Consider the following 14601-nt stretch of genomic DNA (forward strand, 5'->3'; position numbering starts at 1 on the left):
CTCTGATGCCCGATCTCCTGCTTGAACTCTTCTCCGAGGAAATCCCCGCGCGCATGCAGACGCGCGCCTCCGTGGATCTGAAGAAGCGCGTCACCGACGGGCTGGTCGAGGCGGGGCTGACCTATGCCCATGCCGCCGCCTTCTCGACCCCGCGCCGCCTGACCCTCGCGATCGAGGGGCTGACCGCGCAATCCGCCACGCTCCGCGAGGAACGCAAGGGTCCGCGCACCGACGCGCCCGAAAAGGCGATCGAGGGGTTCCTGCGCGCGACCGGGCTTGCGAGGGACGATCTGGAAGTGCGCGAGGACAAGAAGGGCGCGGTCTATTTCGCCACAATCGTCAAGCCGGGTCGGAGCGCCGCCGAGATCCTGGCCGAACTGGTGCCGGACGTGATCCGCAGCTTCCCCTGGCCGAAATCCATGCGCTGGGGCGCGGGCAGCTTGCGCTGGGTGCGTCCGCTCCAGTCGATCCTGTGCATCCTGACGGACGAGGCCGGCGCGCAGGTCGTCCCCTTCGACGTGGACGGCATCGCCGCCGGCGACACCACCGAGGGCCACCGCTTCATGGCGCCGGGTCGCTTCACTGTCACCGGCTTCGAAAGCTACGAGCTTGGCCTTGCCCGCGCGCATGTGATCCTAGACCCCGCCACCCGGGCCGAGAAGATCTGGCACGACGCCGAGCAGCTTGCCTTCGCGCAAGGTCTTGAACTGGTCGAGGATCGCGGCCTTCTGGCCGAGGTGGCGGGGCTGGTGGAATGGCCCGTGGTGCTGATGGGCGACATCGGGGACGACTTCCTCGACCTGCCGCCCGAGGTGCTGCAAACCTCGATGCGCGAGCATCAGAAGTTCTTTTCCGTCAGGAACCCGAAGACGGGGCGGATCGAGAAATACGTCACCGTCGCCAACCGCGAGACGGCGGATCATGGCGCCACCATCCTCAAGGGCAACGGCAAGGTGCTGGCCGCACGCCTGTCCGACGCCAAGTTCTTCTGGGAAAACGACCTGCGCAAGGTCCGCGCCGTCGGCATGACCGGCCTGGCGGAACCGCTTGCCAACGTCACCTTCCACAACAAGCTGGGATCGCAGGCCGAACGGATCGCGCGCATCGCCGCGCTGGCCCGCGAGATAGCCCCCCTGGTAGGCGCGAAACCCGACCTGGCCGAGGAAGCGGCGCGGGTCGCCAAGGCCGACCTCGCCTCGGAAATGGTCTATGAGTTCCCCGAGTTGCAGGGGGTGATGGGCACCTACTACGCCCGCGCCGCGGGCCATGACGACGGCGTGCCAGAGGCCTGCGCCCAGCATTACCAGCCGCTTGGGCCGTCGGATGCGGTCCCGACCCATCCCGTATCGGTCGCCGTGGCGCTTGCCGACAAGATCGACACGCTGACCGGCTTCTGGGCCATCGACGAGAAGCCCACAGGCTCGGGCGACCCCTACGCCCTGCGCCGCGCCGCGCTGGGGGTGATCCGGATCCTGCTGGAGAACGGCTTTAGGACCTCACTGAATCCTATTTTTACTTCTGGGCTTAAACGTCATCGCAAGATTGCTAAGCCACGTGAAGAGCTAGAGAAAGAACATGCCGAGCTCGCGAGACTATCAGGTGCTGACGGCCATGTCGTTATTCCGCCAATGAGTTCGGTGGCAGAGCGTCAGGACCTCCTCTCCTTCTTCTTCGACCGCCTCAAGGTCCATCTCCGCGCCGAGGGGCTGCGGCATGACGTGATCGACGCCTGCCTGTCCCTTGGACAGCAGGACGACCTTGTCCTGCTGGTGGCGCGTGTCCGCGCGCTCCAGGCTTTCCTCGAGACCGAGGACGGCGCCAACCTGCTGGCGGGCTACAAGCGGGCGAACAACATCCTCACCGCCGAGGAAAAGAAGGACGGCATCGAATACTCGCTCGACCCGGACGTGAAATTCGCCGAGACCGCCGAGGAAAAGGCGCTCTTCGCCGCCCTCGACCGGGCCGAGGCGGCCATCGTGCCGGCGCTCGGGGCCGAGGATTTCGCCGTCGCCATGGCCGCGATGGCCGCGCTCCGCGCCCCGATCGACGCGTTTTTCGAGGGCGTCATGGTCAATGCCGACAACCAGATCGTCCGCCGCAACCGCCTTTGCCTGCTGAACCGCATCCGCGCGGTGATGAACCGCGTCGCGCTGTTCTCGGCGCTGGAGGGATAATCTCGGTGTAAACCGAAATAGACACTTACAAACAGCAGAATCCCGGTTATGCTGCACTGCACATGGATGACCGGCTGACAGAGACCCAGATCGAGGCGCCGCTCTCGCTTGCCAAGGCGGGCGGACACGGCGATCGTTACGGCGCGCGGGCAGACCGGATGGGCCGGATGGCGGCGCTGGGCCTGCCGCTGCCGCCGGGTGTGGTTCTCGATTTCGCCACCGTTGCCTCCATCGCCGAAGGCGGCCCCATTCCCTGCATCCCCGATCCGATCGGCCCGATCCTCGCGCTGCGCGCTTCGGCCGGGAACCGGCGCTGGGGCGGGCCGCAGTCGATCCTGAACGTTGGCCTGAGCGACGCGACGCTGCCCGCCCTGATCGACAAGATCGGCGCGCGCGGCGCGCTGGAAGCATATCGCCGCGCCATCCGATCCTACGCGGTGCGGGTCGAGGGGATGGACCCCGAGGATTTCGACAACCTGCTCTATGACCAGATGAAATTCGCCTCGCGGCTGGGCGAGCGCGATCTGGAGGCGATCGTCGCCGCCTCGAAGGCGCTTTACGAGGATGAGACGGGCGCGCCTTTCCCGCAGTCCCGCGACGCCCAGATCGAGGGGGCGCTGCGCGCCATGGCGCGCGAATGGAACGCCCCCACCGCCCGCATCCTGCGCGAGGCGAACGGCGCACCGCCCCATGCGGGGCTGGCGCTGATCGTGCAGTCGATGGTGTTCGGGCTGGGCGACAGCCGCTCGGGCGCGGGCAGTTTCCAGCCGGTGGACAGCTCGACCGGGGACGCGGCGCCCACCGGGCGCTACCTGCCCGATGCGCAGGGCGGCGATGCCGGGCGCGGTGTGCGCACGCCCCACATGATCACCGAGGCCGAACGCGCCGAGGCGGGCCAGACCCTGCCCGCGCTGGAGACGCTTGAGCCCGCCGCCTTCGCGGCGCTGGTCGATGGCGCGCAGACCCTGACCAGGGGATTCGGCGACACCTACGAGATGCAGTTCACCGTGGAATGCGGGCGGCTCTTCATTCTGGACGCCGAACCGGTGCGCCGCTCCTCGCGCGCCGCCGTGCAGATCGCCGTCGACTTGGTCGAGTGCGGCGTCATCGGCCGCGAGACGGCGATCCTGCGCATCGAACCCCGCTCGCTGATCGAGACGCTGCATCCCCAGGTGGACCCCAGCGCGCGGCGTGACATCTTCGGCACCGGCCTGCCGGCAAGTCCAGGTGCTGCCACCGGCACCATCTGCTTCTCGCCCGAGGCGGCGATGGCGCTTCACGCACAGGGAGAGCCCGCGATCCTCGTGCGGGTGGAAACCAGCCCCGAGGACATCCGCGGCATGCACGCGGCCGTCGCGGTGCTGACGGTGCGCGGCGGCATGACCAGCCACGCGGCGGTGATCGCCCGAGGCCTGGGCCTTCCTTGCGTGGTGGGCGCCTCGGACCTGCAACTGAGCCTGAAGGCAGGCGAGCTGCGCGCCCGCGACGGGCGCGTGTTCCGGCAGGGCCAGCGCATCACCGTCGACGGCACCAGCGGCGAGGCGCTGGCGGGCGCACCCGCGATGGTGCCGGCGGTGCCCTCGCCAGCCTTCGGGCGGCTGATGGACTGGGCCGACGAGATCCGCGAACTCGGCGTGCGCGCCAATGCCGACACGCCCGCGGACGCCGCCATGGCCCGACGCTTCAAGGTGGACGGCATCGGTCTTTGCCGCACCGAGCACATGTTCTTCGAGGGCGACCGCATCACCGTGATGCGCGAGATGATCATGGCCGAGACCGTCGAGGAGCGCATTGCCGCGCTCGACCGGCTGCTGCCAATGCAGCGCGCCGACTTCGCCGCCCTGTTCGAGACGATGCAGGGCCTGCCGGTCACGATCCGCCTGCTCGATCCGCCGCTGCACGAATTCCTGCCCCATTCCGAGGAAGAGATGGCGGCACTTGCCGCCGCCACCGGCCTGCCGCTTGCCCGCGTCATCGCCCGCGCCGATGACCTGCGCGAGTTCAACCCGATGCTGGGCAAGCGGGGCGTGCGACTGGGCATCACCATGCCCGAGATCTATGACATGCAGGCGCGCGCGATCTTCGAGGCAGCCTATGACGCAGGCAGCCGGACGGGTGCGCAGGTGATCCCGGAAATCATGATTCCGCTGGTCAGCGCCAACCGCGAGGCGGAACTCGTGAAGGCGCGGGTCGAGGCGGTCGCGGGGGCGGTGATGGCCGAGCGGGGCGGATCGCTCGAATACCATATCGGCGTGATGGTCGAGACGCCGCGCGGCGCGCTGCGCGCGGGCGATCTGGCGCGCTCGTCGCATTTCCTGAGCTTCGGGACCAACGACCTGACGCAGATGACCTATGGCCTCAGCCGTGACGATGCCGGGCGCTTCATGCGCGACTACGTCCAGAAGGGTGTCTTCCCCGAGGATCCGTTCCACTCGCTCGATATCGAGGGGGTGGGGGAGCTTCTGCTGATCGCCGCGAAACGCGGCCGCGCGACGCGGCCCGACGTGACGCTTGGCCTGTGCGGCGAACATGGGGGCGACCCGGAATCGATCCGCTTCTGCAAGGTGGCGGGCTTCGACTACGTTTCCTGTTCGCCCTTCCGGGTGCCGATCGCGCGGCTTGCGGCGGCCCAGGCGACCATCCTCACCCGCAATTCCGCGCGCTGAGCGGGCTGCGCCCGCGCATGTCCGTCCGGGCTGCGCCCGGGCCAGAGCGATTCGCATTTCCCACCGGGTGACAAGGGTTTCGGGCGCAAGGCTCAGATCCGGCGCATGATGTTGCGTTGCAATACAGTTGCTTTAAGCAATGTCCCAAAAGACATTGAGTTCTGTCAGTAATCATCGTTCGTTCGATCTTTCGCACCTGCGGCGCGACGTCTCAACCAGGGATATTGTTCTCGACTCGCGTTCCGAATCTACCGCATATGCAGGCGCCCGCCTCTGGCCCCTCGGCGCAGGGGTGGGTTCCTGGGGTCGTGAGTACCCTCCGCACTGGTGGCATGGGGGAAAGTATGAGGTTCGACAGGATTGGCCGGGTGGGAATCCGCCGGCCCGCTATCGTCGTGAGCGGCGTGATCGGAGCGATGCTTGGAACGGCGCTGATCCCGGTCAGCGCGCACCGCGTCGAGCTGGTGGAGCCCGAGACGGCGCTGCATGTGGCCGACCAGATCCGCGTTGTCGGCGAACAGGAACGCGACATCCGCGCGAATGTGGACCCGGCCGCCATGGCCGGACAGACCCTGAGCGATACGGCGCCCCACGCCCCGCGCGACCTGCCAAAGCTGCGCCCGGTCCTGGGTCTTGGCGACGCCGGGCCCGCGCTGTCGCGACGGCTGAACATGATGGATGCCAATGCCATGCGCCAGGCGGGAGAGGGGCAGCGCCTGCGCCTCGGCTCGGGGCTGCGGCTGCCGGAGGCGCTGGACGACGCGGCGCTGGCCGGAATGTCGCCCGCCAGCGGCGGCGAGGAATGGGCCTGCCTGACCGAGGCGCTCTATTTCGAGGCGCGCGGCGAGGACCTGCAAGGCCAGATCGCGGTGGCCGAGGTGATCCTGAACCGGGTCGACAACCGCCGCTACCCCGACACCGTGTGCGGCGTCATCGCGCAGGGCGAGCAGCGCCGCCACGCCTGCCAGTTCTCCTTCCGCTGCGATGGCCATCCCGAGACGGTGCACGAGCAGGGCGCCTACGAGACGGTGGGCAAGGTCGCGCGTCTCATGCTCGACGGGCGCGACCGGGTGCTGACCGACGGCGCCACGCATTACCACACGACGGCCGTGCGCCCCTCCTGGTCGCGGCGGCTGACCAGGACGGCCCAGATCGGCAGCCACGTCTTCTACCGCCCCGCGACGCAATCCGCCCGCAACTGAAGCCGCGTGCGCCGGGGCTGTTGAGCGATACCCGCTTCGTGCTATGCGCGGGGCAGGGCAGGGCATCGAGGCGGGAGACAAGGCATGGCGCGCAGGTTTTTCGGCACCGACGGGGTGCGGGGCACCGCCAACACCTATCCGATGACGGCCGAGATGGCGCTGCGTCTTGGCGCGGCGGTGGGGCGCTACTTCGCCCATGGCGAGCATCAGCAGAGGGTGGTGATCGGCAAGGACACGCGGCGTTCGGGCTACATGCTCGAGAACGCGCTGACCGCCGGGTTGACCAGCGTGGGCGCGAACGTGCTGCTGCTGGGGCCGGTGCCCACGCCGGCGGTGGGGATGCTGACCCGGTCCATGCGGGCCGACCTGGGCGTGATGATCTCGGCCTCGCACAATCCCTACCAGGACAACGGCATCAAGTTCTTCGGGCCTGACGGCTACAAGCTGTCGGACGCCGCCGAAGAGGCGATCGAGGCGCTGCTGGAGCAGGCGCCGCAGCTGGCCCCGTCCGACGGCATCGGTCGCGCCAGCCGGATCGAGGGCGACCGCGCCCGCTATGTCGAGTTCGCCAAGACCACCATCCCGCGCAGCCAGTCGCTGTCGGGGCTGAAGATCGTCGTCGATTGCGCCAATGGCGCCGCCTACCGCACCGCGCCCGAGGTGTTGTGGGAACTGGGCGCCGACGTGATCCCGGTCGGTGTCTCTCCCAACGGGTTCAACATCAACCGCGGCTGCGGCTCGACCGACACCCGGGCCGCCGCCGAGGCAGTGGTGGCGCATGGCGCCGACCTGGGCATCGCGCTGGATGGCGATGCGGACCGGGTGATGATCCTCGACGAGCGCGGGCAGGTCTGCGACGGCGACCAGCTGATGGCGCTGATCGCCGATCTCTGGTCGCGGCAGGGGCGGCTGGAAAAGGGCACGCTGGTTGCGACCGTGATGTCGAACCTGGGGCTGGAACGCTTCCTTGCCGCGCGCGGGCTGCGGCTGGAGCGGACGGCGGTGGGCGACCGCTATGTGGTCGAGGCGATGCGCGCGGGCGGCTACAACCTGGGCGGCGAGCAGTCGGGCCATGTGGTGATGACGGACTACGCCACCACCGGCGACGGGCTGATCGCCGCACTACAGTTCCTCTCGGCGATGATCGACAGCGGCAAGCCTGCCAGCGCGCTGGTGCGCAGCTTCGAGCCGGTGCCGCAACTGCTGGAGAATGTCCGCTACGCTCCCGGCAGCGCGCCGCTCGAGACGGCCGCCGTCAAGGCGGCCATCGCCAGGGCAGAGGCGCGGCTGGACGGCGCGGGGCGGCTTCTGATCCGCAAGTCCGGGACCGAGCCGCTGGTGCGCGTGATGGGCGAGGCCGAGGATCCCGCGCTGCTGCACGAGATCGTCACCGGCATCGCCGCCGAGATCGCGCGCGCAGGCTGAGCATACCGATGTCGGCCATGATCGCCTTTCTCGGGACGAAGCGCACGGGCTCGTCCCAGGTGATGCAGGCGATGGCGGCGCATTCCCGGGTGATGGCCTATGGCGAGATCTTCAATCCCAAGCCCGTGCTCACGTCCGAGCGGCAGGAGGGCCTGACCGCGTTCCTGCGGGAACGGCTTGGGCCGGGGGGTGGCGATACGCGGCCCCTGTCCGACCTGCGTCGGTCCGATCCCGCTGCGACCCTTTCCGCGATCCGCGCCTTCACCGAGGCGCGGGGGCGGCAGGTCACGGTGTTCAAGTGCTTCGAGGGGCAGATGGACACCGTCCCGCTGGTCGACGCGCTGGCCGCCCAGGGCGCGCGCTGCGTGTTCCTGCTGCGTCGCCCCATCGATTGCTACATCTCGCTCATGAAGGCGCGGCAAGCGGACAGCTGGGGCGGGGTGGATACCACGTCCATGAAGGTGCGCCTCGGCGCGCGCCACTATGCGGCCTGGCACCGCAAGGTGCGCGGCTATCACGAGGACCTGCGCGATGCGCTTGTCGCGCGCGGGCTCGACTGGTGCACGATGCGCTACGAGGATGCGTTCGCGGGCGACGACCCCTCTGCCGCGCTGACGGCGCTGGCCGCGCGCTGGGGCATCGACCTGGGAACGGCCGAGGTTGCAGCGCAGGGGATCAGGCAGGACCGCGCCCGAAGCCCCGCGCGCAAGGTGGAGAACTGGGCCTCTTTCCGGCTGGGGCTGTTGCTGCGCGGCAAGGGCGGTCTCGTCTCGCGCGATTTCCTCGCCTAGACCGCGGCCCGGCGCCCGCGCCGGCCCCCCTGCGCCAGGACCAGCCCGGCAAGGATCAGCCCCAGCGCGCCCAGCGCCTCGGCGGGGACCTGCTCGTCCAGGAAAAGAAAGCCCATCAGCACCGCCCACAGCGGCACCTGGTAGTTCACCAGGCTCAGGAAACTGGGGCCCGCGGTCTGGATGACATGCACCAGGATCAGCGTCGCGACCGCGGTGGGCAGCAGCCCCAGATAGACCGCGGCAAGGGCTGCGCGCAGCCCGGGCGCATCCGGCACCCCCTCGATCGTCAGGGCCGTGGGGATCATCACCGTCGCCGCGAGCAGAAGCGCCGCCGCGGAAAACGACAGCATCGGCCCGGCCGGCGCGCGGCGCGTGACGATGGACCCGCAGGCATAGCAGGCCGCGGCCCCGATGCAGGCCAGCCGCGGCAGCGCATCCGCGCCGCCCGCGCTCAGCGCGGCCGGTCCGATCAGCAGCACGACGCCCCCGAAGCCCAGCGCGAACCCCGCCGTCTTGCGCAGGCTCAGCCGCTCTCCGGGCACCAGGAAATGCGCAAGCGGCAGCACCAGCAGCGGCACGCCCGCCATGGTGATCCCGGCGAAGCCGCTGGTCACATGCTGCTGGCCCCAGCCCAGAAGCGTGAAGGGCACCGCATTCGCGAACAGCGCCAGCCCCAGCGCGTGCAGCCAGATCCGCCGCCCCGTCGCCGTCTGCCGCGAGGGCAGGCCCACCCCCATCACCCGCGCAAGAAGCATGACGGCCGCCGCGCCGATGGCGATTCGCAGCGCCGCGATGGTGAACGGGCCAAAGCCCTCCAGCGCCAGCGCGTTGGCGGGAAACGACCCGCCCCAGATCATCCCGAGCAGCAGCAGAAGTAGCCAGGTGGAAAGCGGTGGGGTCTGCATGGTCGCGGCCTTCGTCGTTGCCCGCTTCCCATAGACAAGCGGCCCGGCCGGGGAAAGGGGCCTCGTTTCGGATCGGAAACCCCGCTGCCCCGGGCCGGCGATGTCGTCATGGGGGCGATGCATTTTCCCGGTTGCGGAGCGCCGGTCGAACGGAGTAAGCGGACTGCGGGTCCGGTCCCGGGTTATGGGTGAGCGGGGGCGGGCTCAGGAATTTCACCCTGACGACGGAGCCGTCCATGAGCCTCCCCGAAACGCAGCAGGCGTCGCCTGCCGCGGCAAACGCGAAACCCGAAATCCGTCCTGCGCGCCCCGAATTCTCTTCGGGCCCCTGTCCGAAGCGCCCCGGCTGGTCGCCGGAAGCCGTCGCCGCCAAGGCGTGGCTCGGCCGCTCGCACCGCGCCGCCGGCCCCAAGGCGCAGCTGAAGGACGCCATCGACCGCATGGCCGCCCTGCTGGGCCTGCCCGAAGGCTACCGCCTCGGCATCGTGCCCGCCTCGGACACCGGCGCCTACGAGATGGCGATGTGGTCCATGCTGGGCCCGCGCCCCGTCGACATGCTGGTCTGGGAAAGCTTCGGCGCCGGCTGGGCGACCGATGCCACGAAGCAGCTGAAGCTGGACGATTGCCGGGTGCTGACCGCCGAATACGGCCAGCTGCCCGACCTTTCCGCCATCCGCCCCGAGGCCGATATCTGCTTCACCCAGAACGGCACCACCTCCGGCGCGCGGATCCCGGATTTCGACTGGATCCCCGCCGACCGCCAGGGCCTGACGCTGGTCGATGCCACTTCCGCCGTCTTCGCGCAGCCGGTGGACTGGGCCAAGGTCGATGTGCTCACCTTCTCCTGGCAGAAGGTGCTGGGCGGCGAGGGCGCGCATGGCGTCCTGATCCTCAGCCCCCGCGCGGTGGAGCGGCTCGAAACCCATACCCCCGCCCGGCCGCTGCCCAAGATCTTCCGCATGACCAAGGGCGGCAAGCTGATCGAGGGCATCTTCAAGGGCGAGACGATCAACACCCCCTCGATGTGGGCGGTGGCCGACCTGGTGGACGCGCTCGACTGGGTCGAGGGCATCGGCGGGCTGGACGCAGCGATCGCGCGCGCCAACGCCAATGCGGCCGCGCTTCAGGCCTGGATGGACCGCACCCCCTGGGTCGAGAACCTGGTCGCCGATCCCGCGCTGCGCTCGAACACCTCCGTCTGCCTCAGGATCGTCGATCCGGCCATCGCCGCGCTCGATGCCGACGCGCAGACGGCGTTCACCAAGAAGATGGTCAAGCTCCTCGAGGCCGAGTCGGCCGCCCTTGACATCGGCGGCTACCGCGACGCGCCTCCGGGCCTGCGCATCTGGTGCGGCGCCACGGTCGAGACGGCCGACATCGAGGCGCTGACCCCCTGGCTCGACTGGGCCTTCGCGGAAGCGAAAGCGGCACTCTGAACCGCACCCCATGATCTGCGCGCGCCCCGGCCCCCCTGGCCGGGCGCCCCATCCCATACACACGGAAGGACGCCATCCCATGGCAAAGGTTCTCATTTCCGACAAGCTCTCCAAGGCCGCGATCCAGATCTTCAAGGACAACGGCGTCGAGGTCGATTTCCAGCCCGACCTGGGCAAGGACCCCGCGAAGCTGAAGGAGATCATCGGCAATTACGACGGTCTCGCCATCCGCTCCGCCACCAAGGTCACCGCCGACCTGCTGGAGAATGCCGGCAACCTCAAGGTGATCGGCCGCGCCGGGATCGGGGTGGACAACGTCGACATCCCGGCCGCAAGCGCCAAGGGCATCGTGGTGATGAACACCCCCTTCGGCAACTCGATCACCACCGCCGAGCATGCCATCGCGATGATGTTCGCCGTCGCCCGCCAGATCCCCGCCGCCGACGCCTCCACCCAGGCCGGCAAGTGGGAAAAGTCGCGCTTCATGGGTTCCGAGATCACCGGCAAGACGCTGGGCCTGATCGGCTGCGGCAATATCGGCTCGGTCGTGGCCTCGCGCGCGCTGGGCCTGAAGATGAAGGTCGTGGCCTTCGATCCGTTCCTCAGCCATGACCGCGCGCAGGAACTGGGCGTCGAAAAGCTCGACGATCTGGACGAGCTGCTGGCGCGCGCCGATTTCGTGACCCTGCACCTGCCCAAGACCGAAAAGACCGCCAACATCCTGTCGGCCGAACGCATCGCGAAGATGAAGAAGGGCGCGCGCCTGGTCAACTGCGCCCGCGGCGGCCTGGTGGACGAGGCGGCAGTGGCCGAGGCGCTGAAGTCGGGCCATCTCGCCGGGGCCGCCTTCGACGTGTTCGACGTGGAACCGGCGACGGAAAACCCGCTCTTCGGGCTCGACAACGTGGTCTGCACGCCGCATCTCGGCGCCTCCACCACCGAGGCGCAGGAGAACGTGGCGCTCCAGGTCGCCGAGCAGATGTCCGACTACCTGATGCGCGGCGCCATCTCGAACGCGATCAACGCGCCATCGGTCACGGCCGAGGAAGCCCCGCTGCTCAAGCCCTGGATCGAGCTCTGCGAAAAGCTGGGCGGCTTTGCCGGCCAGGTCACCGAGAACCCGATCCAGTCGATCGAGATCGAGTATGTCGGCCATGTGGGCGAGCTGAACCTCAAGCCGCTGACCTCGGCGCTGACCGCGTGCCTGCTGATCCCGCTGGTGGGCGAGGGCGGCGTCAACATGGTCTCGGCACCGCTGGTCGCGCGCGAGCGGGGCATCAGGATCGCCGAGACGCGCAAGGACGCGCAGGGCGCCTTCGGCTCCTATGTGCGCCTCGTGGTCACGACCGAAAAGCAGAGCCGCTCGGTCGCCGGCACCATCTACTCCGACGGCAAGCCGCGCTTCATCCAGATCAAGGGCATCAACCTCGAGGCGGAACCCACCCCGTTCATGCTCTACACCACCAACACCGACACGCCGGGCTATATCGGCGCGCTCGGCACCACGCTGGGCGAACTGGGCATCAACATCGCCACCTTCGCGCTGGGCCGGTCGGCCAAGGGTGACGAGGCGATCGCGCTTCTGGGCGTGGACGAGAAGGTGGACGCCGCCGCGCTGAAGCGGATCGAGTCGCTTCCGCAGGTGCGCCAGGCCAAGGCGCTCAACTTCTGATCCGATCAAGCGGCGCGCGCGGGCCCCGGCCCGCGCGCAAGACCCTTCAGCAGGGCCCCCGCCAAAGCCGGGGGCCCTGCGCGCATCCGGCCGCCGTGTCGCGCCGCCCCCGTCTTCCACTTTCTTCAAATATCCCCGCCGGAGGCATCCGGCGCCGGCCTGCCCGCGCTACCCGTGGCGATTTCGCCTTTCACCCCCCGGCGGCCCGCGATATACCGCGCGGGGTTTGGCCGGAGGGAGCTTTCATGGCGAATGTATGCGTGGTCGGCGCCCAGTGGGGCGACGAGGGCAAGGGCAAGATCGTGGACTGGCTGTCCGAGCGCGCCGATGTGATCGCGCGCTTCCAGGGCGGGCACAATGCGGGCCACACGCTGGTCATCGACGGCAAGGTGTTCAAGCTCTCGCTGCTGCCCTCGGGCATCGTGCGCCCGGGCAAGCTGAGCGTGATCGGCAATGGCGTCGTGCTCGACCCCTGGGCCTTCATCCGCGAGATGGAGTCGCTGCGCGCCGATGGCGTCGCGGTCGAGCCCGCGAACCTGATGATCGCCGAGAACACGCCGCTGATCCTGCCGCTGCATGGCGAACTGGACCGCGCGCGCGAGGCCTCGACCGCGGTGGCCAAGATCGGCACGACCGGCCGCGGCATCGGCCCGGCCTACGAGGACAAGGTCGGCCGCCGCTCGGTGCGGGTGGCGGACCTGCGCGACCGCGCCACGCTCGAGACCCGGCTCGACCGGCTGCTGACCCATCACGACGCGCTGCGCCGCGGCCTCGGGCTCGAGCCGGTGGACCGCGACGGCCTGATGGCGGCGCTCGAAGAGATCGCGCCGAAGATCCTGCCCTTCGCGGCCCCCGTCTGGCGTGAGCTGGCCGAGCAGCGCCGCAAGGGCGCGCGCATCCTGTTCGAGGGCGCGCAGGGCGCGCTGCTCGACGTGGATTTCGGCACCTATCCCTTCGTCACCTCGTCGAACACGACGGCCGGGATGGCCGCGACGGGAACCGGCATGGGGCCCGGGGCGGTGGATTTCACCCTTGGCATCGTCAAGGCTTACACCACCCGCGTGGGCGAGGGGCCGTTCCCGGCGGAGCTGAAGGACGAGATCGGCCAGCGCCTGGGCGAGCGCGGCCACGAGTTCGGCACCGTCACCGGGCGCAAGCGCCGCTGCGGCTGGTTCGACGCGGTGCTGGTGCGCCAGACCTGCACCATCTCGGGCGTGTCGGGCATCGCGCTCACCAAGCTCGACGTGCTCGACGGGTTCGAGACGTTGAGGATCTGCGTGGGCTACCGCCTCGACGGGCGGGAGATCGACTACCTGCCCACCGCCTCGGAAGAGCAGGCGCGGGTGGAGCCGGTCTACGAGGAACTGGAGGGATGGCAGGAAAGCACCGCCGGCGCCCGCAGCTGGGCCGAGTTGCCGGCGCAGGCGGTGAAGTATGTCCGCCGCGTCGAGGAATTGATCGGCTGCCCGGTGGCACTACTCTCCACCTCGCCGGAGCGGGACGACACCATCCTCGTGCGTGACCCCTTCGCCGATTGAGGAAAGGGAGAGCCGCATGGCCCTGAGCTACAAGACCCGCAGGCGCCTGTCGCTGCTGATCCTGGTGGTGGGCCTGCCGCTCTACATCGTGGTCGCGGTCAACGTGGTGGCGCTGTTCGAGCGCCCCTCGATCCTGCTGGAACTGCTGGTCTATCTGGGCCTCGGGATCCTGTGGGCCTTTCCGCTCAAGGCGGTGTTCAAGGGCGTGGGCCGCGCCGATCCGGACGAGGACCGGACCAAGGGGTGACAGCGTCCGCAGGCGTTCCCATATCTTGCTCCGAGGGTTTCGAGAGGAACGAGGCATGAAACGGATCGCGACGGCTCTGGCACTGATGGTGGCGACCGCGATCGGCGCCCAGGCCGAACAGATCGGCGAGGTGGACACCGCCTTCCGCCTTCTTGGCGCCAATCACAAGATCGTGGTCGAGGCCTTCGACGACCCCGACATCCGGGGCGTGTCCTGCTTCGTCAGCCGGGCCAAGACCGGCGGCATCAGCGGCACGCTGGGGCTGGCCGAGGATACATCGGACGCCTCCATCGCCTGCCGCCAGGTCGGGCCCATCGAATTCGTCGGCGAACTTGAGGAGGGGGAGGAAGTCTTCGGCCGCCGCACCTCGGTCCTGTTCAAGCGGGTGCAGGTGGTGCGGTTCTTCGACGAGAGCCGCAACACCCTGATCTACCTGACCTATTCGGACAGGCTGATCGACGGCTCGCCCAAGAACGCGATCTCTGCCGTGGCGATCCGGCCCTGGGACGCGGGCAGCTGATCCGCGCCCGATCCCCGATCAGACC

General features: G+C 69.1%; 11 protein-coding genes. 10 read left to right on the forward strand and 1 reads right to left on the reverse strand.

What is annotated here, in order from left to right; genetic code table 11:
* Positions 1-5: 5 nt before the first annotated feature.
* The 5 genes from glyS (at position 6) to HMH01_RS07300 (ending at position 8258) form a co-directional block, all read left to right on the forward strand.
* Complete coding sequence (gene glyS, locus HMH01_RS07280) at positions 6-2174, forward strand: glycine--tRNA ligase subunit beta (RefSeq protein ID WP_171323830.1); 2169 nt, start codon at positions 6-8, stop codon at positions 2172-2174.
* 62 nt (positions 2175-2236) lie between these two features.
* Complete coding sequence (gene ppdK, locus HMH01_RS07285; RefSeq protein WP_171323832.1) at positions 2237-4840, forward strand: pyruvate, phosphate dikinase; 2604 nt, start codon at positions 2237-2239, stop codon at positions 4838-4840.
* 395 nt (positions 4841-5235) lie between these two features.
* Positions 5236-6042 carry a cell wall hydrolase gene (locus HMH01_RS07290; protein WP_343035176.1) on the forward strand — a complete coding sequence of 269 codons (807 nt, stop codon included), beginning with the start codon at positions 5236-5238 and terminating at the stop codon, positions 6040-6042.
* 84 nt (positions 6043-6126) lie between these two features.
* Positions 6127-7467: a phosphoglucosamine mutase gene (gene glmM / locus HMH01_RS07295; RefSeq protein WP_171323834.1), complete on the forward strand. Its 1341-nt coding sequence runs from the start codon at positions 6127-6129 to the stop codon at positions 7465-7467.
* 8 nt (positions 7468-7475) lie between these two features.
* Positions 7476-8258 (forward strand): sulfotransferase, encoded by a 783-nt coding sequence (locus tag HMH01_RS07300; RefSeq protein WP_171323836.1) that lies wholly within the window; start codon positions 7476-7478, stop codon positions 8256-8258.
* Here the strand turns inward: HMH01_RS07300 and HMH01_RS07305 are convergent.
* Positions 8255-9163, reverse strand: a complete 909-nt coding sequence (locus HMH01_RS07305; protein ID WP_171323838.1) for a DMT family transporter — start codon at positions 9161-9163, stop codon at positions 8255-8257. The two genes, HMH01_RS07300 and HMH01_RS07305, sit on opposite strands and share 4 nt — an antisense overlap.
* Before the next feature lie 236 nt (positions 9164-9399).
* Here HMH01_RS07305 and HMH01_RS07310 point away from each other — a divergent pair, with 236 nt between their 5' ends.
* The 5 genes from HMH01_RS07310 (at position 9400) to HMH01_RS07330 (ending at position 14576) form a co-directional block, all read left to right on the forward strand.
* Entirely contained in the window at positions 9400-10599 is a 1200-nt protein-coding gene (locus HMH01_RS07310; protein ID WP_171323840.1) for a phosphoserine transaminase, read from the forward strand.
* Between the two features lie 79 nt (positions 10600-10678).
* Complete coding sequence (gene serA, locus HMH01_RS07315) at positions 10679-12271, forward strand: phosphoglycerate dehydrogenase (protein ID WP_171323842.1); 1593 nt, start codon at positions 10679-10681, stop codon at positions 12269-12271.
* Between the two features lie 245 nt (positions 12272-12516).
* Positions 12517-13809, forward strand: a complete 1293-nt coding sequence (locus HMH01_RS07320) for an adenylosuccinate synthase (RefSeq protein ID WP_171323844.1) — start codon at positions 12517-12519, stop codon at positions 13807-13809.
* A gap of 16 nt (positions 13810-13825) precedes the next feature.
* Complete coding sequence (locus tag HMH01_RS07325; RefSeq protein ID WP_171323846.1) at positions 13826-14056, forward strand: DUF2842 domain-containing protein; 231 nt, start codon at positions 13826-13828, stop codon at positions 14054-14056.
* Between the two features lie 55 nt (positions 14057-14111).
* The gene (locus HMH01_RS07330; RefSeq protein WP_171323847.1) at positions 14112-14576 is read left to right on the forward strand and encodes a CreA family protein; all 465 of its coding nucleotides are present in this window, start codon (positions 14112-14114) and stop codon (positions 14574-14576) included.
* Positions 14577-14601 lie beyond the last annotated feature (25 nt).

The sequence above is a fragment of the Halovulum dunhuangense genome, from assembly GCF_013093415.1.
GTDB classification, from domain to species: Bacteria; Pseudomonadota; Alphaproteobacteria; order Rhodobacterales; family Rhodobacteraceae; genus Halovulum; species Halovulum dunhuangense.

Excerpts from the sequence above, each read along its gene's own strand:
- glyS (WP_171323830.1), top strand. The coding sequence starts at position 6 with ATGCCCGATCTCCTGCTTGAACTCTTCTCCGAGGAAATCCCCGCGCGC.
- serA (WP_171323842.1), top strand. The coding sequence starts at position 10,679 with ATGGCAAAGGTTCTCATTTCCGACAAGCTCTCCAAGGCCGCGATCCAG.
- HMH01_RS07330 (WP_171323847.1), top strand. The coding sequence starts at position 14,112 with ATGAAACGGATCGCGACGGCTCTGGCACTGATGGTGGCGACCGCGATC.
- HMH01_RS07305 (WP_171323838.1), bottom strand. The coding sequence starts at position 9,163 with ATGCAGACCCCACCGCTTTCCACCTGGCTACTTCTGCTGCTGCTCGGG.
- HMH01_RS07325 (WP_171323846.1), top strand. The coding sequence starts at position 13,826 with ATGGCCCTGAGCTACAAGACCCGCAGGCGCCTGTCGCTGCTGATCCTG.
- HMH01_RS07310 (WP_171323840.1), top strand. The coding sequence starts at position 9,400 with ATGAGCCTCCCCGAAACGCAGCAGGCGTCGCCTGCCGCGGCAAACGCG.
- HMH01_RS07320 (WP_171323844.1), top strand. The coding sequence starts at position 12,517 with ATGGCGAATGTATGCGTGGTCGGCGCCCAGTGGGGCGACGAGGGCAAG.
- glmM (WP_171323834.1), top strand. The coding sequence starts at position 6,127 with ATGGCGCGCAGGTTTTTCGGCACCGACGGGGTGCGGGGCACCGCCAAC.
- HMH01_RS07300 (WP_171323836.1), top strand. The coding sequence starts at position 7,476 with ATGTCGGCCATGATCGCCTTTCTCGGGACGAAGCGCACGGGCTCGTCC.
- ppdK (WP_171323832.1), top strand. The coding sequence starts at position 2,237 with ATGGATGACCGGCTGACAGAGACCCAGATCGAGGCGCCGCTCTCGCTT.